15 protein-coding genes and 2 pseudogenes are annotated in these 22821 nt (G+C 60.8%); 10 read left to right on the top strand and 7 right to left on the bottom strand.

Going from position 1 to position 22821, the window contains the following annotated elements:
• Positions 1 to 75: 75 nt before the first annotated feature.
• The gene (locus AC25ND_RS08175) at positions 76 to 1863 is read right to left on the bottom strand and encodes a thiamine pyrophosphate-requiring protein (RefSeq protein ID WP_207852988.1); all 1788 of its coding nucleotides are present in this window, start codon (positions 1861 to 1863) and stop codon (positions 76 to 78) included.
• Positions 1864 to 2011: 148 nt separating this feature from the next.
• Between AC25ND_RS08175 and AC25ND_RS08180 the strand changes: the two genes are divergently transcribed.
• Complete coding sequence (locus AC25ND_RS08180) at positions 2012 to 2536, top strand: cupin domain-containing protein (protein ID WP_207852991.1); 525 nt, start codon at positions 2012 to 2014, stop codon at positions 2534 to 2536.
• Positions 2537 to 2945: 409 nt separating this feature from the next.
• On the opposite strand, the gene acuI is transcribed toward AC25ND_RS08180, so the two are convergent.
• Together acuI and acuR are read right to left on the bottom strand one after the other, a co-directional pair.
• Positions 2946 to 3929 carry an acrylyl-CoA reductase (NADPH) gene (gene acuI / locus AC25ND_RS08185; RefSeq protein WP_062364375.1) on the bottom strand — a complete coding sequence of 328 codons (984 nt, stop codon included), beginning with the start codon at positions 3927 to 3929 and terminating at the stop codon, positions 2946 to 2948.
• 47 nt (positions 3930 to 3976) lie between these two features.
• Positions 3977 to 4609 (bottom strand): acrylate utilization transcriptional regulator AcuR, encoded by a 633-nt coding sequence (gene acuR, locus AC25ND_RS08190; protein ID WP_175406201.1) that lies wholly within the window; start codon positions 4607 to 4609, stop codon positions 3977 to 3979.
• A gap of 80 nt (positions 4610 to 4689) precedes the next feature.
• Here acuR and gcvA point away from each other — a divergent pair, with 80 nt between their 5' ends.
• From gcvA to AC25ND_RS08220, 6 genes and pseudogenes are all read left to right on the top strand, one after another.
• Positions 4690 to 5619 (top strand): transcriptional regulator GcvA, encoded by a 930-nt coding sequence (gcvA, locus tag AC25ND_RS08195; RefSeq protein WP_236179423.1) that lies wholly within the window; start codon positions 4690 to 4692, stop codon positions 5617 to 5619.
• Between the two features lie 207 nt (positions 5620 to 5826).
• Entirely contained in the window at positions 5827 to 8325 is a 2499-nt protein-coding gene (locus AC25ND_RS08200) for a CoA transferase (RefSeq protein ID WP_486976223.1), read from the top strand.
• 118 nt (positions 8326 to 8443) lie between these two features.
• A complete protein-coding gene (locus tag AC25ND_RS08205; protein WP_236179426.1) occupies positions 8444 to 9601 on the top strand; it encodes an iron-containing alcohol dehydrogenase in 1158 nt (385 codons plus the stop codon).
• 45 nt (positions 9602 to 9646) lie between these two features.
• The gene (locus tag AC25ND_RS08210; protein ID WP_486976224.1) at positions 9647 to 11143 is read left to right on the top strand and encodes a CoA-acylating methylmalonate-semialdehyde dehydrogenase; all 1497 of its coding nucleotides are present in this window, start codon (positions 9647 to 9649) and stop codon (positions 11141 to 11143) included.
• A 303-nt stretch (positions 11144 to 11446) separates the two neighbouring features.
• The gene (locus tag AC25ND_RS08215; RefSeq protein ID WP_486976225.1) at positions 11447 to 13081 is read left to right on the top strand and encodes a BCCT family transporter; all 1635 of its coding nucleotides are present in this window, start codon (positions 11447 to 11449) and stop codon (positions 13079 to 13081) included.
• A 100-nt stretch (positions 13082 to 13181) separates the two neighbouring features.
• Positions 13182 to 13336, top strand: a pseudogene (locus AC25ND_RS08220) (transposase); the annotation flags it as partial.
• A 327-nt stretch (positions 13337 to 13663) separates the two neighbouring features.
• On the opposite strand, the gene AC25ND_RS08225 reads toward AC25ND_RS08220, so the two are convergent.
• Positions 13664 to 14320 (bottom strand): response regulator transcription factor, encoded by a 657-nt coding sequence (locus AC25ND_RS08225; RefSeq protein WP_069017762.1) that lies wholly within the window; start codon positions 14318 to 14320, stop codon positions 13664 to 13666.
• Positions 14317 to 15741 carry a sensor histidine kinase gene (locus AC25ND_RS08230; protein ID WP_036985830.1) on the bottom strand — a complete coding sequence of 475 codons (1425 nt, stop codon included), beginning with the start codon at positions 15739 to 15741 and terminating at the stop codon, positions 14317 to 14319. The genes AC25ND_RS08225 and AC25ND_RS08230 overlap by 4 nt, the downstream gene beginning before the upstream one ends.
• A gap of 181 nt (positions 15742 to 15922) precedes the next feature.
• Here AC25ND_RS08230 and AC25ND_RS08235 point away from each other — a divergent pair, with 181 nt between their 5' ends.
• Entirely contained in the window at positions 15923 to 17545 is a 1623-nt protein-coding gene (locus AC25ND_RS08235) for an acyl-CoA synthetase (RefSeq protein ID WP_062364358.1), read from the top strand.
• Between the two features lie 99 nt (positions 17546 to 17644).
• Positions 17645 to 19414 (top strand): acyl-CoA dehydrogenase C-terminal domain-containing protein, encoded by a 1770-nt coding sequence (locus tag AC25ND_RS08240; RefSeq protein ID WP_028689349.1) that lies wholly within the window; start codon positions 17645 to 17647, stop codon positions 19412 to 19414.
• Between the two features lie 147 nt (positions 19415 to 19561).
• Here the strand turns inward: AC25ND_RS08240 and AC25ND_RS08245 are convergent.
• Positions 19562 to 20428: pseudogene (locus AC25ND_RS08245) on the bottom strand (tyrosine-type recombinase/integrase); the annotation flags it as partial.
• Positions 20429 to 20581: 153 nt separating this feature from the next.
• A complete protein-coding gene (locus tag AC25ND_RS08250; protein WP_028689350.1) occupies positions 20582 to 21496 on the bottom strand; it encodes a LysR family transcriptional regulator in 915 nt (304 codons plus the stop codon).
• Between the two features lie 207 nt (positions 21497 to 21703).
• Here AC25ND_RS08250 and AC25ND_RS08255 point away from each other — a divergent pair, with 207 nt between their 5' ends.
• On the top strand, positions 21704 to 22726 hold the full coding sequence (locus AC25ND_RS08255; RefSeq protein WP_028689351.1) for a zinc-dependent alcohol dehydrogenase family protein: 1023 nt from the start codon (positions 21704 to 21706) through the stop codon (positions 22724 to 22726).
• The last annotated feature ends 95 nt before the right edge of the window (positions 22727 to 22821 follow it).

A 22821-nucleotide genomic window follows, 5' to 3' on the forward strand; every position in this document is an offset into this window, starting at 1 on the left:
CGCGCAGTCGGCTGCGTCTCAGTTGTGCGACCGGGCCGGCCGAATAAACGTTCAGCCGGCTCGCCGAGGTGTCGCTCATTTCTTGCCAGGCAGCACCGAGCCGAGCACCTGCTTGGCTGTCTGCACGATGATGCCCGCCTGGTCGGGGTCGCCCTTGAGCAAGGTACCGGCAAACTTCTTCGCCTGTTCCAGCGTGATGTGGGGAGGCAGGGGCGGCACGTTCGGGTCGGTCTTGAACTCGATCAGTACGGGTCGATCAGCCGCCAGGGCGCGCTCCCACGCAGCGGCAACGTCCTCTTCGCGATCTACGTAGATACCTTGCAGGCCAATGGACATGGCAAACACATGGTAGGGCACGTCAGGGATTGTCTGCGACGCTTCGAACTTGGGGTCCCCCTCCATGACCCGTTGCTCCCAAGTCACCTGGTTGAGGTCCTCATTGTTGAACACGGCACAGATCCATTGAGGGTTGTCCCACTGCTGCCAGTATTTGGCCACGGTGATCAATTCGGCGAGGTTGTTCATCTGCATCGCCCCATCGCCCACCAGGGCAACCACGGTCCGTTGCGGGTGGGCGAACTTGGCTGCAATCGCATAAGGCACGGCTGCGCCCATGCAAGCCAGGCCGCCAGACAGCGAACACTGCATCCCGTGGCGAATCTGCAGGTCGCGGGCAAACCAGTTGGCGCAGGAGCCGGAGTCGCTGGTGATGATGGCGTGGTCGGGCAGGCGAGGAGACAGTTCATGGACCACGCGTTGCGGGTTGATCGGGTCAGCCTTGACCAGCGCGCGTTTGGCCACGGTCCTGTCCCACCGTGCACGCCAGGTCTCTACCTTGTCGCGCCAGCGCCGGTCGGTCTTGTGCTCGAGCAACGGCAGCAGTGCGCGCAATGTTTCGCTGGCATCGCCGATCAGGTTGACCTCCATCGGGTAGCGCAGGCTGAGCATGTCGGGTTGCAGGTCGATCTGCACGCCACGCGCCTGGCCTTCCTTGGGTAAAAACTCGGAATAGGGAAAGCCGGAGCCGATCATCAGCAAGGTGTCGCATTCGGTCATCAGCTGATAGCTGGGTTCGGTGCCGAGCAGGCCTATCGATCCGGTGACCCACGGCAGCTCATCCGGCAGCACAGCCTTGCCCAACAGCGCTTTGGCAACCCCGGCACCCAGTTTTTCGGCGATTGAAATGACCTGGTCTGTCGCCTGCAGTGCGCCGGCACCCACCAGTATCGCCACCTTGTGCCCAGCGTTTAATACATCGGCGGCGCGCTGCAGGTCTTCGTTGAACGGCAACACGCGGGGCTTGCTGTAGCCGATGCCGGAATGCACGGTACCGTGGGCCCTCGGTGGTTCGTTGTAAGGTAGGTCCTGCAGGTCGTTGGGCAGGATGATGGTGGTGACGCGGCGTTCGCCGACGGCCGTACGCACTGCACGGTCAAGCAGGTGGCGCACTTGCTCCGGTGTCGATGCCTGCTGGACGAACGCACCGGCGACGTCCTTGAACATCGACAGCAGGTCCAGCTCCTGCTGGTAGTGCCCGCCCAGTGCCGCGCGGGCCTGTTGACCCACGATGGCCAGTACCGGCTGGTGATCCATGCGTGCATCGTACAGGCCGGTAAGCAGGTGCGAGGCGCCCGGGCCGGAGGTGGCGATGCACACGCCGAGCTCGCCGGTGAACTTGGCATGGGCGCTGGCCATGAAGGCGGCCATTTCCTCATGGCGGGCCTGGATGAATTGAATCTTGCCGTTGGCCCGACTCAGCGCGCCGAACACACCATTGATGCCGTCGCCGGGGTAACCGAAGATGCGCCGTACGCCCCATTGATACAAACGCTCCACCAGAAAGTCGCCTACCGTGCCGGTCATTGCCTGCTCCCGTTCTGTTATCGATAGGCGTCTGGAGTTGGCACGTGGCAGGAAAGTTTCATCGGTCTGTGTAGCGCTCTGCCGGCCGGAACCTGGCAACAGCCGAGGGGCTCGAAGGTAAACCAATCACTCGATCAGGAAGCGCATCATGACGCGCATGAATACGCAAGATGCCAGCGTGCAGGCCTTGTTTTTCGAAGACGACGGCGCGACGCCGAATAGCCGTTTTCCGGTACTGCTCTACCGGCTGAAACTCGATCGGGCAGGGGATACTGCCAGCACCTTCGAGGCCCTGTTTGCGGCTCACGAATGGACCCCGCTCTGGCGCGACGGGATCTTCGATTATCACCACTTTCATCCTAACGCCCACGAGGCACTCGGGATTGCCGGTGGGCGGGCCCGATTGACGCTTGGCGGGGAATGCGGGCAAAGCGTGAGCGTGGAGCGGGGGGATGTGCTGGTGCTGCCAGCAGGCACGGGCCATCGCTGCATCGAGTGCAGTGATGATTTCCTGGTGGTGGGCGCCTATCCTCACGGGCAGGAAGATTACGACATCCAACGGCCCGATAGTGCGGCGCACCAGCGTGCCTTGGAGCGCATCGCCAAGGTGCCGCAGCCTGAGCAGGATCCGGTCAGTGGCTTGCATGGCGCGTTGAAGACACGCTGGCGATGAGGCTGCACATAATTTCTATGTGTTTGAGTGTTTCTGGTGCTTGGCTGGGACTCGGTCACAGGCTATCGGGATCCCCGAAGGCACAGGGCATCAGGGCAATGCAGAGTGCTTGATAGCGTGCATTGAAAGCCCGCAGGGCGAGAGGTCTATGGCGGCAACACGTCCCCGTTACAGCAGCGCGGTAGTCAAGGTTACAGGTTAGGCTGATGGACAGATGCAATGACAGTGGGGGCGTCAACCTGATTGCGTTTACGGCGTGGGCTGCCTGGAGGGCTTACGGATGATGGCACGCTGACGTTGGGTCGCTGTTACGGGGTCTTCGGAAATGATAGATGCCGGTCAAGTGAGCACAGCTGAGCAGCCCTCGATCAGTAATAAAGAGGACTGCTCCGAAGACATTTGCAAACGCCTATCCGTTTACGTCCACAATCAAGCGACCCCGGATCTTTCCATTTATCAAGTCTGAGGCTGACGCGATCACGCTTTGCAGGCCGATTTCTTTTGTCATGAGCGATAATGCGCCCAAGTTCAGCTGAGTCGACAGTCTCTCCCACGCTTGCACTCGTCGCTCATAAGGCTGAGTCACGCTATTGATGCCGAGCAGGCTTACCCCTCTGAGAATGAACGGTGCGACGGTGGCCGGAAAATCCATACCTTGAGCCAATCCGCAGGCAGCTACCAAACCTTCGGACATTGTGCTTGCGCACGCATTGACTAGCGTATGGCTGCCGACCGAGTCCACGACGGCCGCCCATTTCTCTTTCGCCAACGGACGCCCCGGGGCCGACAGTTCGGCGCGGTCGATGATAGTTGTCGCACCCAGGCTTTTCAGGTACTCGTGCTCACTGGATTTGCCTGTGGCGGCGGTTACGGTATACCCCGCACCTGCCAGAAGGCTGATGGCGAAACTGCCCACGCCGCCGGTGGCGCCGGTAACCAGCACTGGCCCGTGGGAGGGTTTCAGCCCATGGCGTTCCAATGCCATCAGGCACAACATGGCGGTGTAACCGGCTGTGCCAATGGCCATCGATTGGCGCTCATTCAGCCCCTGGGGATGGGGGATGAGCCAGTCGGCGTTCAACCGAGCCTTTTGTGCAAGGCCTCCCCAATGACCTTCGCCAACGCCCCAGCCATTGAGCAGCACGCGATCGCCAGGCTGGTAGCGAGGATCGTCACTCGTCTCAACAGTACCCGCGAGGTCGATACCAGGGACCATCGGAAACTGACGTACAACCGGCCCCTTACCGGTGATTGCCAGCGCATCTTTGTAGTTCAAGGTGCTGTAGGCCACCTTGACGGCCACGTTTGCGGGTGGGAGTTGATCCTCCCGCAGCTCGGTGACGCGGGCGGTGTGTTGGTCATCTTGCTTCTCGATCAGAATGGCATTGAACATGGTGCGCCCTCATTTAGACCGGTTGTCTTTAAATCATCCGAAAGGAATCAGTGGGTGATTCCGTTCAGAAAACCTTGATAGAAAATGTCCAGCGGACGGACATTCTGCGTAAGCCGTGCACGAAGCACGGCACCCTCCCAACCTACCCAAAAGTAGGCTGCGAGTGCCTTGCAGTCATGTCTGCTAGGCACTTCACCCAGCACGACTGCTTGTTCCAGGCAGGCTGCCAAGCGCTGCTCCCAATCCTGCAGGGTCAGTTCCAGCTGTTCGCGGAAGCTGTCGGGGAGCACCAGTACCTCTTGGCCAAGGTTGCCTACCAGGCAGCCTCTTCTAAACTGATACCGGGCCATCCCCGCTTTCGCCTCCTCGACGAAGTTGGACAGCCGTTGCAAGGGCGATGCGCTCAAATCACCGAAGTTGCGCTCGAGCTTTTGAGCGAAATAGTCGGCATAGCGTTGCAGTACGGCTTGGCCAAATGCTTCTTTACTGTCGAAGTAGTGATAAAACGAACCCTTGGGCACCTGCACGCGCTTGAGCACGGCCTCGATGCCGGTGGCGGCGAAGCCTTGTTCGGTGAGGATTTCCATACCGCAACGCAATAGCATTTCGAGGGTTTCGCCATGCTCACGTGCGACTTTGGGGGGGCGGCCTCGACGAGGTGCAGGTTTGGAGATAGTCATGCGTTGTAATTTAGACTGATCGTCTCTAATGTCAACCTCCGAGCGATTCGATCCCCGAGCAGCCGAGTGTTGGATGCGTCATGAAAAAGCGTTTACCGCCCTTAAACTGGCTTCGAGCATTTGAGGTTTCTGCCCGGATGCTCAATTTCACCCACGCCGCTGAAGAGCTCAACCTCACGCAAGCGGCGATCAGCCAGCAGGTTAAAGCGTTGGAGTCCCAGCTGGGCGTTGCGTTGTTCAAGCGTCTGCCACGTGGACTTGAGCTTACCGAGGTGGGTAAATCGTATTTTCCAGTGGTCAGAGAGTCGGTTGAACGCCTGGCTGCATCGACCGACGAAATCTTTGGGCAAGGCCATCGCAGCGCACTCATTTTGCGTAGCAGTCTGGTTTTTTTTACCCACTGGATAGCCCCGCGCTTACCTCGATTTCAAGCAAGCCATCCAGACATACCCATTCGCATTGCCAGCAACATCTGGGTGGATGAAACAGCGTTCGATGCCGATCTCGAAATCCGCTACGGGCAGGGCCGCTGGCCCGGCATGAAGGCTGAACGATTGACCTGGGATACCCTGGTGCCGGTGTGTTCGCCTGCGCTGATCACGCAAGACCGCCCGCTGCAGCGCCCCAAGGACCTTGCCAGACACCCGTTGCTGCACGTGTTGGGTTATGAGGAGGGGTGGGGCTACTGGCTGAAGAAGAACCATGCGGAGAACGTTGATTCCTCGCAAGGGTTGCAGTTCGACACCCTTATCTCGGCATTGACGGTGGCGGAATTGGGGCAGGGTGTAGCCCTGGCGCGTTCCTCGTTGGTCAAGCACCTGTTGGATCAAGGCCGTCTCGTAGCCCCCCTCGGGCGCAGTGCGCCCACCAAGGAGGCGTTCTACCTGGTGTATGCCGCGCACAGCATGGTTAACCCTGACGCCGCGGCTTTTGCACAGTGGCTGTGCGAAGAGGCACAGGCCTTCAGGGACGAGCACCGCTCGCTGGAGGAGGAAAACGCCAAGCGATAAGGAAATTTCCCCAGCAATAAAAAAAATGGCCCCTTAGGGCCATTTTTTATTGCTTTTGCGATGCCGTCGAATTTCTGAAAGTAGCTTCCACATCGCAAGCCCTTGGATGGATCAATCGTCCAGGTGACCGGTTGGTACGAGGTCTCAATAACAACAATAACCGCGCCGGCGAATCTCGTTGGCCCGGGGCTAAGTAGGGTTATCGTCATGCAGCATTGCAACCAATTGCCTTTGCAAGGCGTCAATGTCATCGATTTTGGTCAGTACATCGCAGGCCCTGCCGTCGCGATGATCCTTGCGGACCTGGGCGCGACTGTCGTACACATCGACCCGCTCGACGGGCCGCTGTGGGACAGCCCAGTCAACGCCACGCTCAACCGCAACAAACTCTGCCTGCGGCTGGATCTGAAGACTGCCCAGGGGCTGCATCAGGCTCACGAACTCATCTCCCGTTCAGACATCGTGATCGAAAACTTCCGGCCGGGTGTCATGTCCCGGCTGGGCCTTGATTTCGCAGCGCTGCGGCGCGCTCGTCCTGAGCTGATCACGCTGTCGATCCCTGGGTTTGCCAGTGATGACGAATTGCGTGCGCAGTGGCGTGCGACGGAGGCGGTGATCGCTTCGGCCTCTGGTGTGTTCACCGATATGGGCCAGAACCGCGTACTGATGGGCATCAACCCCAGTTTCTCGCCGCTTCCGCTGGCGTCGGCCTATGGCACCATGCTGGCTGTTTCTTCTGTCGTGCTCGCCTTGCAGGCGCGTGAGAAGCACGGCGTTGGCGATCAGATCGAAGTGCCGCTGGCCGCCGCCGTGATGGAAGGTCTGTCGTACAACTCGATCAAGATCGACGGCTACCCGCTGCGTTACAAGACGCTGCGTGAGAAGGAGAGCGAGCGGCGCCGTGCCGAAAACCTGCCGATGAACCTGAGCTACCAGGACCTGCAGGAGTTCCTCGACCCGTTCTACCGCACCTATGAATGTGCCGATGGCCGCAAGTTCTACGCCGTGTGCCCGTCCCATCGTGAGCATGCCAAGCGCTGCCTGCAGGCAATGGGCATTTACGAAGAAATGGTGGCCGCCGGCTTGCCGAAAGTAGATGACCCCTACCTGCCGATCGATCAATGGGAAGGCAATGCATCCCTGGGCGTTTACCCGTTGCCGGCTGATTGGGCGGCGCGTATTTCTGCCAGGATGAAAGAGGTGTTCCTGACCAAAACAGCCGCCGAGTGGGAAGTCATCTTCGGTGAAGGGCGTTTCCCTGGGGCGCCACACAGATCGACCCAGGAGTGGCTCCACGACGAGCACTCGAATACTGCTGGGTTGATCGTCGAGGTCGATGACCGCGAGTTCGGCGTGATGAAGCAGCCTGGCCCGATTGCCTGGTTGGAGGGGTGTTCGGAGCCCATGCTCAAGCCGCTGTCGCGTCGTGATGTCAGCTTCGAGCAAGCACTGGCAACACTGTCCGAACGTCCTGATCCTGTATTGCCGCCTGCCAAGCTCGACACGCCTGCCGGTTGGCTGGAAGGCGTTAAGATCCTCGACCTGACGAATGTGATCGCAGGGCCGCACTCGACATCGTTCCTGGGCCGCTTCGGCGCAGATGTCATCAAACTCGACCCTGTGGTGCCCAACTATGACCCGTGGAATACCGTGGTCTTCGGCATGTCGTCGGCACGAGGCAAGGAAAGTGTGCTGGTCGATCTGAACAAGCCCGAAGGGCGCGAGGTTTTCAATCGCCTCGTGCGCGAGGTCGATGTAATCGTCATGAACGCGCCGGATCGCCAATTGGCACCGCTGGGCCTTGATGAGGCGAGTCTGCAGGCGGTGAATCCTGGCGTGATCTTCTGTCAGCTGGACTGCTTCGGCGGCCCGCGTCGCGGACCTCGTACGGATTATCTTGGGTATGACGACCTGATCCAGGCCACTACCGGAATCATGCTGCGCTTTGGCGGCGGCATGGAAACGCCGGAAGAACATGCACATGTCGGCACGATCGATGTGATGTGCGGGTTTGCTGCTGCGCTGGGCGTGGCAACCGCCCTGTATCGTAAGCATCACTCGGGTGAGGCCTACCGGGCACGCACCTCGTTGGCTTCGCTGGGCAACCTGGTGCAAATTCCATTCTGCTACGACTACCCAGGCCGTGGCCCATTCAATGAGCCATCCGGCCGTGACGTGGCCGGCTACAGTGACCTTTCCCGGTTCTACAGGACGGCGGATGGCTGGATCTACCTGGATGCCAGCGAAGGGGAGCTGCACAAGTTCGCGGCCATCGCCGATCTCAGCGGCGTGACCTGCGCAAGTGATCGGGTGGGCTATCTGCAATCTGCTATCGGCAGGATGAGCAGCGCGGTGCTTCAAGAGCGCCTGCAGGCTGCCAACATCGCTGCCGCAGTACCGGACAACATCGATCACCTGCGCAGCCAGTACAGCCGCACTGCCGATGGCCAGCCGGGTATCGAGAATGGCAGCTACTCCTTCAGCATCTATAACGACCATCCGAGCGGGCATCGGGTTACGCAACTCGATCCTTACGCCATTCGCCCACGGGTCGGGCGTATCCGAGCGCTGTCACCGGCTGAGAAGTTCGGTGCCTCGACTCGCAAGGTGCTGAGCCGCTACGGCTACACCGAGGCGCAGATTCAGTCGCTCCTGGACGCCAGCGCAATCGGCGAATCCTGGAGTGAAGAATATCTGCCGAGCTGACTGCTGAGGGCAGGTCAAGGCGCTGGATTTCCCGCCCTGGCTTGCCCATTTCGATCAAGCGAACACGAGCCCAAGGCTGCTCGCGGGCGCGTTCATGCCCAAAAAATGAGATAGAGCCATGAATTACAACAGCATCCTTCCACGAGTCCTGCAAACCGGAGCTGGTGCCAGCCAGCAAATCCATCAGGTTCTAGCCAGCCTGGGCTGCCACAAACCGCTGATCATCACTGACCGGATGATGGTCGAGCTAGGCTACGCAGGGCGTATCAGCGCAGTCCTGGCAGAGCAGGGGATTCAAGGCGACGTATTTTCCGACACCGTACCCGAGCCGACCGTCGCTTCGATTCAAGCCGGCGTAGCGACCGCCAGGGAAGGTGGCTACGACAGCATCATCGCACTGGGCGGCGGAAGCCCTATCGATAGCGCCAAAGCGATCGGCATTCTGGCCAAATTCGGCGGTGTCATGCGCGATTACAAGTTCCCGCGCAACGTGACCGAGATGGGTTTGCCGATCATTGCCATTCCAACCACTGCCGGCACTGGCTCGGAAGTGACCCGGTTCACCATCATCACCGACGAATCGACTGACGAAAAAATGCTCTGTGTGGGCGCAGGATTCATGCCGTTGGCGGCACTGGTCGATTACGAACTCACGCTGTCGTTGCCACCTCGCGTCACCGCCGATACCGGTATCGATGCATTGACCCACGCCATCGAGGCATACGTCAGCAAGAAAGCGAACCTGTTTAGCGATGCCCAGGCACTGGCTGCCATGCGCCTGATCGGGCCAAACCTGCGCAAGGTCTACCACGACGGTAGCGACCGTGCTGCGCGCGAAGCCGTGATGCTGGGGTCGACCTTGGCGGGCCTGGCGTTCTCTGCAGCTTCCGTTGCCCTGGTGCACGGCATGAGCCGCCCGATCGGCGCGGCATTCCATGTGCCCCATGGTTTGTCGAACGCCATGCTGCTGCCTGAAGTGACAGCCTTTTCCATTCCCGCTGCACGTGATCGGTACGCCGATTGCGCACGTGCCATGGGCGTCGCCACGCAAAGCGACAACGACCAGTCGGCGGTAGAGAAACTGCTGGATGAGCTGGTGGCGATCAATGATGAGCTCAAGGTGCCCACCCCTGCAGAGTTCGGCATCGATCGCGAAAAATTCTTCGAGCTGATGCCAACCATGGCCGCTCAGGCGCTGGCGTCCGGTTCACCTGGCAATAATCCGCGTGTACCGACCGAGGCCGAGATGGTCGAGCTGTATCGCAGCCTTTGGTAATGGCGCCTCATCGCATTATTTGAATAACAAAAAGTGGAGTTACACATGAATACTGTCGGTCATCTGATTAACGGCGAAGTCGTTGTCGAATCCAAGCGCATCCAGGATGTCTTCAACCCTGCCACCGGCCAGGTCGCTCGCCAGGTCGCCCTGGCATCGAGCCAGACCGTGGAGCACGCCATCGCGACTGCTGAGGCTGCTTTTCCGGCCTGGCGTGATACGCCGCCCATCAAGCGCGCACGCATCATGTTCCGCTTCAAGGAACTGCTGGAGCAGAACGCTGATGCGATCTGCAAACTGATTGGTGAAGAACACGGGAAGATTTCCCATGATGCGGCAGGCGAACTGCAGCGGGGTATCGAGAACGTCGAGTACGCTTGCGGGATCGCCGAGCTTCTGAAAGGCGAACACAGCAAGAATGTCGGCCCGAACATCGATGCCTGGAGCGAGTTCCAGCCCCTGGGCGTGGTGGCAGGTATCACGCCGTTCAACTTCCCAGTGATGGTGCCGCTTTGGATGATCCCGGTGGCCATTGCGGCAGGCAACTGCTTCATCCTCAAACCTTCCGAACGCGATCCAAGCTCCACGTTGTTCATTGCCCAACTGCTGCAGGAAGCGGGCCTGCCCAAGGGTGTACTTAATGTGGTGAACGGCGACAAGGAAGCGGTCGATATCCTGCTGCGCGACTCGCGCATCCAGGCAGTCAGCTTCGTAGGTTCGACCCCGGTGGCCGAGTACATCTACGCCACCGCCACGGCTCACGGCAAACGCTGCCAGGCACTGGGTGGGGCGAAAAACCACGCCATCGTCATGCCAGACGCCGACATCGACAATGCGGTAAACCAGCTGCTGGGCGCGGCGTTCGGTTCCTCCGGTGAGCGTTGCATGGCCCTGTCGGTCGCCGTTGCGGTGGGTGACGCGGCAGCCGATGCGCTGATCGCCAAGATGAAAGAAGCCATGAAGAACCTGAAGGTAGGGGCTTACAACGACAGCACGAACGACTTTGGCCCGGTGATTACCCGCCAGCATCAGCAGAAGGTGGTCGGCTACATCGACAGCGCCGAAGAGCAGGGTGCTACGGTGGTTGTCGATGGTCGTCAGCCAGACGTTGCGGGCTATGAGGAAGGCTTCTTCGTCGGCGGCACCCTGATCGATCACGTCACCCCAGACATGCAGAGCTACAGGGAAGAGATCTTTGGTCCGGTTCTGCAGGTCATGCGTGTCAACAGCATGCAGGAGGCCATGACGTTGATCGACAAGCACGAGTACGGCAATGGTACGTGCATCTTTACCCGTGACGGTGAGGCTGCTCGTTTCTTCTCCGACAACATCAAGGTGGGCATGGTCGGCATCAATGTGCCGCTGCCAGTACCTGTCGCGTACCACAGCTTCGGCGGTTGGAAGCGCTCGCTGTTCGGTGACTTGCATGCCTACGGGCCGGATGGCGTGCGGTTCTACACCCGACGCAAGACCGTTACCCAACGCTGGCCGTCGTCAGGTGTTCGCGAGGGTGCTGAATTCTCCATGCCGACCATGAAGTAACGCATGTACAAGAGGTGTGCCTGGCTGTCGCCAAGCACACCGTTTCGTATGACACCGATGATCAATGATCGTCGTACTGCCGAGTGATGGTGTGCTGTTTTGTGGTGCCGCTGAAATAATAATTAGATAAAGCTAGAGGCGAATATGAATAATAAGCACAATATATGTTCGGGAAAGGCGAGTGGCCTTTCATTTCTTCAAGGGACGAGGTCTGTTCGAGCAAAGTTTGCAGTTCGTGCTTGACCTATTTGTATTCAACAGGTGTTTGGTGTTGAGTCGAAACGTTCTGAGGAGGTATGCCAAATGAGTACGTTGAAAGAAGGTGCGTCGATGGATGGGCGGGTGTTTTGGCCATCCATTGCAGTGATACTTGGCGTCACCGTTCCGCTTATTGCATTTCCCGAGGCTGGAAATGCAGTGATCAATCAAATGTTTGCGTTTGCCACCGGCAAGTTTGGCTGGCTCTACTTGGTTTCAGGCCTGATGACGGTCGCGTTTCTGCTGTGGATGGCGTTCGGGCGCTATGGAAATATACGCCTTGGACGAAAGAGCGATGCGCCAGAATTTTCCTACTTCAGTTGGGTCGCCATGATTTTTTGTGGCGGTATCGGCATCGCCATTGTCAACTGGGCCTGGGTTGAGCCGATTTATTATTTCAACGGCCCTCCTTTGAATGTCGCGGCTCACAGTCGGGAAGCGGCAGAGTGGGCGTTGACTTACGGACAGTTCCATTGGGGCCTGACCCCGTGGGCATTCTATTGCCTGCCAGCCTTGCCGATTGCGTATTCGATGTATGTACGGCGCCAGCCAGGGGTGAGATTGTCCGTGTCTGCCCGTGGTGTGCTGGGTGAGAAGTCCAACGGGTGGCTGGGCCTTACACTGGATACGGTGGTGGTGTTCGGGATCGTGGGTGGCGTGGGCACCTCCCTCGGTCTGGCCGTTCCGCTGGTTTCGACCTTGGCGGGCGACATCTTCGGTATTCAGCAGTCCTTCGCATTCGACATGGGTGTGCTGGCGCTCTGGACACTGATGTTCGGCATGAGTGTGTGGTTCGGACTGAGCAAAGGGATCAAGATTCTCAGTGATATCAACGTCTACCTGGCGTTTGCACTGCTGTTGTTCGCGGCCGTCGTGGGCCCCACGCTGCTGCTGATCAACGGCTGGGCAAACAGCCTGGGCCTGATGATCAATAACTTCATTCACATGAGCTTGTGGACGGATCCGGTTGCCAAGGGTTCTTTCCCTCAGGACTGGACAATTTTCTATTGGGCCTGGTGGATTGCCTATGCACCCATGATGGGCTTGTTCGTCGCCCGAATTTCCCGGGGGCGAACGATCAAGGAACTGATTCTGGCCGAGCTTGTGTGGGGCAGCCTGGGGTGCTGGGTATTCTTCGCAGTCTGGGGCGGGTACTCACTTAATCTGCAACTCAGTGGTGAGTTGGATATCAGCGCCATCTTGACCGCGCAAGGTATCCCTGCGGCGGTGCTCGCCATTTTGAAAACCATGCCCTATTCGGGTATTGCTATTGCAGCGTTCGTGCTCCTTTGCTTTGTGTTCCTGGCGACAACGCTTGATTCGGCGGCCTATGTGCTTGCTTCGGTGACATCGAAAGAACTCAGTGGTTATGAGGAGCCTCAGCGCTGGCTGCGAATTGTATGGGCGCTGTTGCTGGCGGTCATCGGCATCGGGCTTCTCAAGGTGGGCGGGTTGAAGGCTGTGCAAACATCTACCATCGTCGTCGCACTGCCATTGATTCCCGTACTTGGCGTACTGGCTTGGTCACTGCTTCGCATGATTCGTGCAGATCTTGGGCATGCACTAGGAACGACCGAAGTTGTTTTGGACGACGCGCTAACGCTTGACAAGACTCCTGAAATGGACCAGCGACAGACTGCTGATACTGTCTTGATTACGATACACCCAGAGGCTAGATAGCAAGATTTCTATTTTTCTGCTTACTAGGAAGAACCCAGAATTTTCTGGGCTCTTCCTTTCCACCCAGCATATGTATGCCGGACTCTAAGGATTCTGTTAACAGCAGCGGAACGCTATCGAACGGCTATTTGGTTGGTTGAAGGAGCTCCGCCGCCTGGGTACACGCTATTGCAAGCTAGCGGAAGGCTTCGCAGTGATAATTATGTGGCTTGCTGGCGGCGGTGTTTACGACATTACTTTTCGTACAGCGCATAACAAGCGTGCGCGAAGCCCCTAAAGACTTTCAGGGTCGCCGAAGAACATTTGGACAGGTCTCTAGCGCGGGTTTTGCGGGTAGAAAAATCAGAAATTTACCCCCAAAAATACCCGCGATACCCCCAGTAGAATGCGCGATCGAGAATGGCGATTTCTGACAACTTTCGTACAGGCGCTCGCTGGACTTCAGTGTACCTCCACGGTTGAGTGGTCGAAGACGGGACAAGGCGGAATTCCTATTGGAATGCATTTCACGAAGGGCTGCTATCGACCCTTTGCAGCTGTTCGGGGTATCTACGAAACCGAGGTCGATTCAGTTTGTACAAATCATCCGAGCTCACTGATATTCTCGTCTGGCTTGACACGAAGACTGAGTGCATCGATCTGCCCACAAGCAATGGCCATACCGACAAGCGCTGGCAAGCTCTCGGCCTGCATTCGTTTCATCACGCGGCTTCGATAGAGATCGATGGTCTTGGTGCTGACATCGAGGTGTTCGGCAATCTCCCGGTTGCTGAACCCCTGCACCAGCGGGATGAAGACATCCTGCTCTCGCGGGGTGAGGGCGTTGATGCGCTCCTGAACCGAGGCAAGCTCCGTCATGCCAGCCAGTGAGCTCCCTGCTTGCTGCAGCGCTGCCTGAACGCTGTCCAGCAACAGTTGATCGTTGTAGGGCTTTTCGATGAAGTCGCAGGCACCGGATTTGAATGCGCGCACGACAATCGGCACATCGGCATGGGCGCTGACAAAGATGACCGAGGTCTTGATATCACGTTTTTGCAGCGCTTCCTGTACAGCCAGCCCACCCATGCCAGGCATGCGCACATCAAGCAATACACAAGCCGGCCCGCTCAGGTCTGCCGCATCCAGAAAGGCCTGGCCGTTCGTGAAAGGCACGGCCTCGAGGCCTACCGACTCCAGCAGCCAGACCGTCGAGTCGAGCATGCCCTGATCATCGTCGATCACATAAACCCTTGGCTTCATCGCCGGTTGTCGCTCCTGAGGTTATTGGTCGGCAGGCGGCAGCACAGCACCAGACCACCTGACTCATAGGCACGCGCATGCAGGTTGCCACCAAAGCCTTCGACAATACTTCGGCTCATCGACAGGCCAAGCCCAAGCCCCTCGGGCTTGCTGGTGATAAACGGGGTGAAGATCTCATCGAGGCGTTCAGCAGGGACACCGCATCCCTGATCTGCCACTTCGATCTGCAGCCAATCGCCTTGGCGCTCTGCCGTGAGAAATATACGTGATGGTTGGCTGGAATGCTGCTCACGATTGGCTTCGATGGCGTTGCGCAGAAGGTTGAGCAGGACCTGCTCCAGCAGTACCCGGTCGGCGTTCACCCTCGGCAACTGCCCGCCCAGGCGTTGCTCGATACGCACCTGCGCGCCAGCCGCTTCCCAGGCGCACAGGCGCATGGCTTCCTCGATCACTTCGCCAATCTCCAGTGCCTGCAGCTGGCGTGGACCCTTGCGCAGGAAGGCGCGCAGGCGACGGATAACCTCGGCGGCATGGGTGGCCTGGGCGTTGATGCGCTGCAGCCCCTGCTCGACCCGGTCCCGCGCCTGGGGATCGTGCTCCAGGTTGCTCAGGTAGCGCAGGCTGGCATTGCTGTAGTTGAGCACCGCGGCCAGTGGCTGGTTGATCTCGTGGGCGATACCCGAGGCCAGCTCGCCCAGGGTGGCGACCCGGGCGCTGTGGGCCAGGGTTTCCTGGGCCTCGATGCGCAGAGTGATGTCGCGGGACACGGCGACGATCTCCACCACGGCGCCGGTGTAGGTCTCGCGGATCGCCCTGCAGGCGATTTCGAACCAGCGATAGCGGCCATCGGCATGCCGCACGCGACAGGTCATGGTGTGGTAGCCGTCCGCGTCCAGCGCGGTGCCGGCCTGCAGCAAGGCCTGGAGGCGCTCGCCCGGGTGCAGAAGACCACGCACGAGGCTGCCGCGCAGTTGTTCGGGCCACAGCCCGAGCAGGCGGAACGCGGCAGGGGTGGCATCGAGAAAGCGTCCGTCCGGGCTGTGCCGCGAGATCAGGTCGGTGGTGTTCTCGGTGATCAGCCGGTACAGCCTTCGCGCGCGACTGGCTTCGCGCTCGCCACCGCGTTCGGCGCTGGCGTCGCGGCAGCGCGCCAGTACCTGTTGGTGTTGGTCATCGGGAATGAAGGTCCAGAGCAGGATGCGCCCGTTGGCCTCGGCCTCGACCTCGCTGATGGCCCGGCCTTGCTTCAGGCTGGCGCGTACCAGCTCGACATGGTTGGCGGGCAGCCATTGCGCCAGGGGCGGCCCCTGGCGAACCAAGGCCTCGCAGGCAGGATTGAGCTGCACGGGGCTGGCGTCAGCGGCCAGCAGCAGGCTGGGTTGTGGGTCCAGGGCGAGCAGGGGAGAGCAGGTGGCGATCACGATAAAAGGCTCTTTTATAGTAGTTTTACCATATTGCTATAGTCGATCTTCCAGATACGATAGCGGTTCGCGTAAAAAAGCGACAGGGAGGAAAACGCCTCCCACACCCTGATCAGAGCTAACAATCAGCCACCGGGGGCTTGCGCACAGCGCGCGCCTGCCTCCACTACAGGACCCGCGCATGTCGATATTCTCCCAGGGCCTGATGCCCGCACCGGTCAACCACGTCGCCCTGACGCCACTCAGCTTCATCGAACGCACCGCCGCAGTGTATGGCCAGTACCCGGCCGTGATCCATGGCGCCATCCGCCGCGACTGGGCCGCAACCTATGCCCGTTGCCGGCGCCTGGCCAGTGCCCTGCAGGGCCGTGGCGTGGGTCGCGGCGACACGGTGGCGGTGATGTTGCCGAACATTCCCGCCATGCTCGAAGCGCACTTCGGCGTGCCGATGATCGGCGCCGTGCTCAACACCCTCAACGTTCGCCTGGACGCCGAGGCCATTGCCTTCATGCTGCGTCATGGTGAGGCCAAGGTGCTGATCGGTGATCGCGAGTTCCACGGCGTCATCAAGGACGCCCTGGCCTTGCTCGAACACCCACCTCTGGTGATTGATGTGGACGACCCGGAATATGGCGAAGGCCAGCCGGTCAGCGATCTGGACTACGAGGCCCTGCTGGCCGAAGGCGACCCCGAGTTCGCCTGGGAATGGCCCGAGGACGAATGGCAGGCGATCTCGCTCAACTACACCTCCGGCACCACCGGCAACCCCAAGGGCGTGGTCTATCACCACCGTGGCGCCTACCTCAACGCCATCGGCAACCAGATGACCTGGGCCATGGGCCACCGCCCGGTGTACCTGTGGACCCTGCCGATGTTCCACTGCAACGGTTGGTGCTACCCCTGGACCATTACCGCCCTGGCCGGCACCCATGTGTTCCTGCGCCGGGTCGATCCGCAGAAAATCCTCACCCTGATTCGCGAGCACCGGGTCAGCCACCTGTGCGGCGCACCGATCGTGCTCAACGCCTTGGTCAACATGCCCGAGAGCGCCAAGGCCGCCATCGAGCACCCGGTTCAGGCGATGGTTGCCGGCGCGGCGCCACCGGCCAAGGTGATCGGCGCGGTTGAGGAGATGGGCATTCACATCACTCACACCTATGGTCTGACCGAGGTTTACGGCCCGGTGACGGTGTGCGCCTGGCACGCGCAATGGGATGCCTTGACCCTGGAAGAGCGGGCGCGGATCAAGTCGCGCCAGGGCGTGCGCTACCCGACCCTGGACGGCCTGATGGTCGCCGACCCGCAGACCTTGGAACCGGTGCCGCGCGACGGCAATACCCTGGGCGAGATCTTCATGCGCGGCAATACGGTGATGAAGGGGTACCTGAAGAATCCCGAGGCCACCGCCGAAGCCTTCCGCGGCGGCTGGTTCCACACCGGTGACCTGGCGGTGTGGCATGCCGACGGCTACGTCGAGATCAAGGATCGACTCAAGGACATCATCATTTCCGGCGGCGAAAACATCTCCACCATCGAGGTCGAGGACGTCCTGTACAAGCATCCCGCCGTGCTCGAGGCCGCGGTGGTCGCCCGCCCCGACGAGAAATGGGGCGAGACGCCCTGCGCCTTCGTCACCCTCAAGAACGGCCACGGTGCCACCCGCGAAGGCGAGATCGTCGCCTGGTGTCGCGAACACCTGGCTGGCTTCAAGATGCCCAAGACCGTGGTGTTTGGCGAATTGCCCAAGACCAGTACCGGCAAGATCCAGAAGTACGTGCTGCGCGACCGCGCCCGGGCGCTCTGAGCGTTCAGCCACAGCGGCCAGTGCGGCCGCATCGCCGGCTTGCCGGCGATGAGGCCGGGCCTGCCAACTCAAAACCCAAAGCCTAACCGCGAGCCTGAGATGACCACCTACACCGCCCCCCTGCGTGACATGCGCTTCATTCTCAAGGACGTCTTCCACGGCCCTGCCTTGTGGGCCCATCTGCCGGCCCTGGCTGAGCGGGTCGACGCCGACACCGCCGACGCCATCCTCGAAGAAGCCGCCAGGCTAACCGGCCAGCTGATCGCCCCGCTCAGCCGCAACGGCGATGAACAGGGCGTGCAGTTCGCCAACGGCCAGGTGCGCACCCCCGACGGTTTCCGCGAGGCCTGGCGCACCTACCGCGAAGGCGGCTGGGTGGGCCTGGGCGGCAACCCCGAGCACGGCGGCATGGGCATGCCGAAGATGCTCGGCGTGCTGTTCGAGGAGATGATGTACGCCGCCGACAGCAGCTTCAGCCTGTACTCGGCCCTCACCGCCGGCAGTTGCCTGGCCATCGACGCCCATGCCAGCGCGAGGCTCAAGGCCACCTTCCTGCCGCCGCTGTACGCAGGCCGCTGGGCCGGCACCATGTGCCTGACCGAACCCCAAGCCGGCACCGACCTGGGCCTGATCCGCAGTCGCGCCGAACCCCAGGCCGACGGCAGCTACCGCATCAGCGGCAGCAAGATCTTCATCACTGGCGGTGAGCAGGACCTCACCGAGAACATCGTCCACCTGGTGCTGGCGCGGCTGCCGGATGCGCCGGTCGGGCCCAAGGGCATTTCGCTGTTCCTGGTGCCCAAGTACCTGGTGAACGACGACGGCAGCCTGGGGGCGCGCAATCCGGCCCACTGTGGCTCGATCGAGCACAAGATGGGCATCAAGGCCTCGGCCACCTGCGTGATGAACTTCGACCAGGCCGAGGGTTACCTGGTCGGTGAGTCGAACAAGGGCCTGGCCGCGATGTTTACCATGATGAACTACGAGCGGCTGTCCATTGGCATCCAGGGCATCGGCTGCGCCGAGGCCTCTTACCAGAGCGCTGCGGGCTATGCCAACGAGCGTCTGCAGAGCCGCTCGGCGGCCGGTGTGCAAGCCCCAGAGCGCAGCGCCGACCCGATCATCGTGCATGGCGATGTGCGGCGCATGCTGCTGACTATGCGCACCCTCACCGAGGGCGGCCGCGCCTTCGCCGTGTATGTCGGCCAGCAGTTGGACATCGCCCGCTACGCCGAGGATGCCGGCGAGCGCGAACGGGCGCAGCGCCAGGTAGCGTTGCTCACGCCAGTGGCCAAGGCGTTCTTCACCGACAATGGCCTGGAGAGCTGCGTGCTCGGCCAGCAGGTGTTCGGCGGCCACGGCTATATTCGCGAGTGGGGCCAGGAGCAGCGAGTGCGGGACGTGCGCATCGCGCAGATCTACGAGGGCACCAACGGCATCCAGGCGCTCGACCTGCTCGGGCGCAAGGTGCTGGCCGACGGCCGCCAGGCCTTGGCTGGCCTGGCAGCGGAAATCCGTGCCTGGTGCGTCGATGCTCCGCTGCACCGGGAAGCGCTGTTGGCAGCACTGGTGCGCCTGGAGCGCGTCAGCCAATGGCTGCAGGTACAGGCAAGTGACGAACCGAACCTGGTCAACGCCTCGGCGGTGGAGTACCTGCACCTGTTCGGCCTGACCGCCTACGCCTACATGTGGGCGCGCATGGCCAACACCGCGCAGGCGCTGCAGGCCGAGGATCCGGCTTTCCATGGCGCCAAGCTGGCGTGCGCGGAGTTCTTTTTCCAGCGGTTGTTGCCTCGTACCCAGGCTCTGGAGGACAGCATCAAAGCGGGTAGCCAGAGCTTGTATAAAATGTCGCCCGAGCAGTTCTGAGGCGTGCTTGGAGTGGAAATTGCCAGCGTCCGGGTTGCCCTGAGGCAGGGCGACCCGGACGCTGGCAGTGCGACTTAGAACGCCGTAACGGGCAAGGCCATGATACTGCTGGCGCCATTGATGATCGTGTCATGCTGGCCGTGGATTGCTCTTGTCTAGGTGCCGCGTCTTGCTGACCACGTAGCGCCAGTCGGCGCTGATCAGATCGACATCCTCCCAGCGCATTTTGACAAGTTCGCCCGGGCGCACTGGCAGCATCACCAGCAGGCGCATTGCGGTGGTCACGCTGCTCGCATCTAGTTCATCCAGGCGCAACAGGAACTGACCCAAATCTGCCGGTCGTTCGATCGCTGGATTGCTGGTGACTACGTGGCGGATCTTGAGCTCCTCGGTGTTGCTCAGCGCCACGTTGCGTTCCACCCAGCCCCTGCCTTCAGCGAAGCCGAGTACGGCGCGAATGATGGTGCGAACGCGCTTGGCCATGGCCATCGTCCGAGCACGGCGCAGCGTATTGATGATCGAAGTGATGTGTTCAAGTCTGATCTCGGTGACTGGTTTTTCGCCGATGGCCGGCAAGATGTGATTGCGCAGTGCGCCGCGAAACCCTGCAATGGACTTGCTGACCAAATCCGGAGATTTGAAATTCATCCACTCTTCGGCCACGTAGGCAAACGTACGCGCCTTGTTGAGCCATTGTGCCTCGATCTTGGCTTTTTTTGCTTTGAGTGGGTCGATGTGATTGGCCACGCTATTGCGCGCTGTCCGGGCGAGCTCACGGGCTTCCTTCAAGCCCACATCCGGATACCTGCCGATCACGAATACGTTTTCCTTGCCGCGAAGACGGTACTTCAGTCGCCAGTGCCGGGAGGGTGACTTGCCAGGCTTGAGCGAGGCAAGCACCTGTAGATACAGACCCGGTACGTCGCCATCGGCGTACTTTCCTGGTGTGGTCAGCGAACGGATGAAGGCATCGCTGAGCTTTGGAAGGAAAGGAGGTGGTTTGTCGGGGGGCATGGTGTGGGGATATCTTTTTTAATCTGGGCTTGATGAACCCCCGAGATACCCCCAGTCAAGCTGGAATTGAGTGGATTCTGACGGATGGCTATGGATGGAGAATATTTCTAACTATATGAATTTAAAGGCTTTATGGCGCTTGGGGGAACTCGGTCAGAGACTGTCAGGGTCGCCGAAAAACATCTGAATCCGCGAGCGTAACCACCGTTCCGCCGGGTCATTGTCCTGCGCCCCGCGCCAGGCCATGTGCAGCTCGAAGCTGCGCACCTCCAGCGGCAGGTCTTCCGCGCGCAACCCACCCGCCGCGGTCAGCGCATCGGCGGTGTAGTCCGGCACCGTGGCGACGATATCGGTCCCCGCCAGCAAACTCCCCAATCCGTTGAACTGCGGCACCGCCAGCACCACATGACGCTTGCGGCCGATCTCGTCCAGCGCCTCGTCGATGAACCCCGAGAGGTCGCCGGCGAATGACACCAGGGCATGGGGGCGGGCGCAGAAGTCATCCAGGGTGATGCTGCCGGGCATGCTGTCGGCGCGTAGCAGCTTGGGCATGCTGCGGCGCAGCACCTTGCGCTTGGCGTTGGCGGGGAGTTCACTGGTGTAGCTCACGCCCACCGAGATCTCGCCCGAGGCCAGCAGGGTGGGCATCAGCAGGTAGTTGACCCGGCGCACCACCAGGACGATGCCGGGGGCTTCGGCGCGGATGCGCTTGAGCAGCTGCGGCAGCAGGGCGAATTCGGCGTCGTCCGACAGACCGATGCGGAACACCGCGTTGCTGGTCGCCGGGTCGAACTCGGCGGCGCGGCTGACGGCGGTGGAGATCGAGTCCAGCGCCGGCGACAGCAGGGCGAAGATCTCGTGGGCCCGTGCCGACGGTTCCATGCTGCGGCCGGTGCGCACGAACAGCGGGTCGTCAAACAGGTTGCGCAGGCGCGAAAGCGCGGCGCTGATCGCCGGCTGGCCGAGGAACAGTTTCTCGGCGGCGCGGGTCACGCTGCGTTCGTGCATGAGCGTTTCGAACACGATCAACAGGTTGAGGTCTACGCGACGCAAGTCGTTACGATTCATTCGATGCGGCTCGCCAGAAGTGGGGCAGGGGTGAATCTTAAGGCCAAAGGCTGGTACCCTGCACCGATTTCCGGGTGCCAATGCACAGAATTGTCAGGGGCCCAATCAATGACAGGCATGTCGACTATTAACAGCCACTGATGGTCCAACCGTGAAAGCCCGGATAAAGTCCGTGGTAATACGAGATTCACACAGGCGAGGTATGCGATGTCCCGCATGATCCGTTTCCACAAGTTCGGCCAGGCCGATGTGCTCCGATGCGAGGAGCAGGCCGAACCGTCCCCGGCTGCAGGCGAGGTGCAGATCCGCGTCGAGGCGATCGGCGTCAGCTGGTACGACGTGCTCTGGCGGCAGAACCTGGCGCCGTCCCAGGCGCGGCTGCCGGCCGGTATCGGCCACGAGATGGCCGGCGTGGTTACCGCCGTGGGCGAGGGTGTGGACGATATCGCGGTGGGCGATCGGGTCGCCAGCTTCCCGGCCACCAGCGCCAACGACCACCCGGTTTACGGCGACGTGATCGTCCTCCCGCGCAGCGCCATCACCCGTTACCCGGATGTGCTGACCCCGATTGAGGCCAGCGTGCATTACACGCCGCTGCTGATCGCCTATTTCGCCTACGTCGACCTGGCCCGGGCCAAGGCCGGGCAGACCGCGCTGGTCACCGATGCCAGCCACTGCGCGGGGCCGGCCTTCGTGCAACTGGGCAAGGCCCTGGGGTTGAAGGTGATCGCCGCCACCAAGGAGCCCGAGCAGCGCGAGTACCTGCTGGGGCTGGGCGCGGACAAGGTGATCGTCACCGAGGAACAGGACCTGCTGATGCAGATCGGCAAGTACACCGATGGGCGTGGTGTGGACATGGTCCTTGACGGCATGGGTGGCCCACAGATGTCGCTGCTCGGCGATGTCCTGGCACCGCGTGGCAGCCTGGTGCTGTACGGCCTGCAGGGCGGCAACCAGACGCCGTTCCCGGCCTGCGCGGCGTTCCAGAAAAACATCCAGTTCCATGTGCACTGCATCGGCAACTTCACCGGCAAGCCGGAGCTGGGCATCGCCCAGGACCAGGTGGCCCTGCAGCGGGCGTTGCGCGACATCAACCAGTTCACCGCCGACCAACTGCTGACGCCGCAGATCATCAAGGTGTATCCGTTCGAGCAGGTGGTCGAGGCGCACCGGCACATGGACGAATGTCCGTGTGGCGGGCGGGTGGTGCTGGACATGGGGACGCACTGATCGGGCGATGAAGAAGCTCTCAGGACATTCACGCTCCCGCAGGGGAGCGTGCAGCCTGCAGGGCTGAGACATCAGCCAGTTTTTGCTAAATGTCC

The sequence above is a fragment of the Pseudomonas sp. P110(2024) genome, from assembly GCF_057480795.1.

Bases quoted from the DNA above. Each gene is read 5' to 3' on its own strand.
- AC25ND_RS08175 (WP_207852988.1), bottom strand. From the start codon at position 1,863: ATGACCGGCACGGTAGGCGACTTTCTGGTGGAGCGTTTGTATCAATGG.
- AC25ND_RS08180 (WP_207852991.1), top strand. From the start codon at position 2,012: ATGACGCGCATGAATACGCAAGATGCCAGCGTGCAGGCCTTGTTTTTC.
- acuI (WP_062364375.1), bottom strand. From the start codon at position 3,929: ATGTTCAATGCCATTCTGATCGAGAAGCAAGATGACCAACACACCGCC.
- acuR (WP_175406201.1), bottom strand. From the start codon at position 4,609: ATGACTATCTCCAAACCTGCACCTCGTCGAGGCCGCCCCCCCAAAGTC.
- gcvA (WP_236179423.1), top strand. From the start codon at position 4,690: ATGAAAAAGCGTTTACCGCCCTTAAACTGGCTTCGAGCATTTGAGGTT.
- AC25ND_RS08200 (WP_486976223.1), top strand. From the start codon at position 5,827: ATGCAGCATTGCAACCAATTGCCTTTGCAAGGCGTCAATGTCATCGAT.
- AC25ND_RS08205 (WP_236179426.1), top strand. From the start codon at position 8,444: ATGAATTACAACAGCATCCTTCCACGAGTCCTGCAAACCGGAGCTGGT.
- AC25ND_RS08210 (WP_486976224.1), top strand. From the start codon at position 9,647: ATGAATACTGTCGGTCATCTGATTAACGGCGAAGTCGTTGTCGAATCC.
- AC25ND_RS08215 (WP_486976225.1), top strand. From the start codon at position 11,447: ATGAGTACGTTGAAAGAAGGTGCGTCGATGGATGGGCGGGTGTTTTGG.
- AC25ND_RS08225 (WP_069017762.1), bottom strand. From the start codon at position 14,320: ATGAAGCCAAGGGTTTATGTGATCGACGATGATCAGGGCATGCTCGAC.
- AC25ND_RS08235 (WP_062364358.1), top strand. From the start codon at position 15,923: ATGTCGATATTCTCCCAGGGCCTGATGCCCGCACCGGTCAACCACGTC.
- AC25ND_RS08240 (WP_028689349.1), top strand. From the start codon at position 17,645: ATGACCACCTACACCGCCCCCCTGCGTGACATGCGCTTCATTCTCAAG.
- AC25ND_RS08250 (WP_028689350.1), bottom strand. From the start codon at position 21,496: ATGAATCGTAACGACTTGCGTCGCGTAGACCTCAACCTGTTGATCGTG.
- AC25ND_RS08255 (WP_028689351.1), top strand. From the start codon at position 21,704: ATGTCCCGCATGATCCGTTTCCACAAGTTCGGCCAGGCCGATGTGCTC.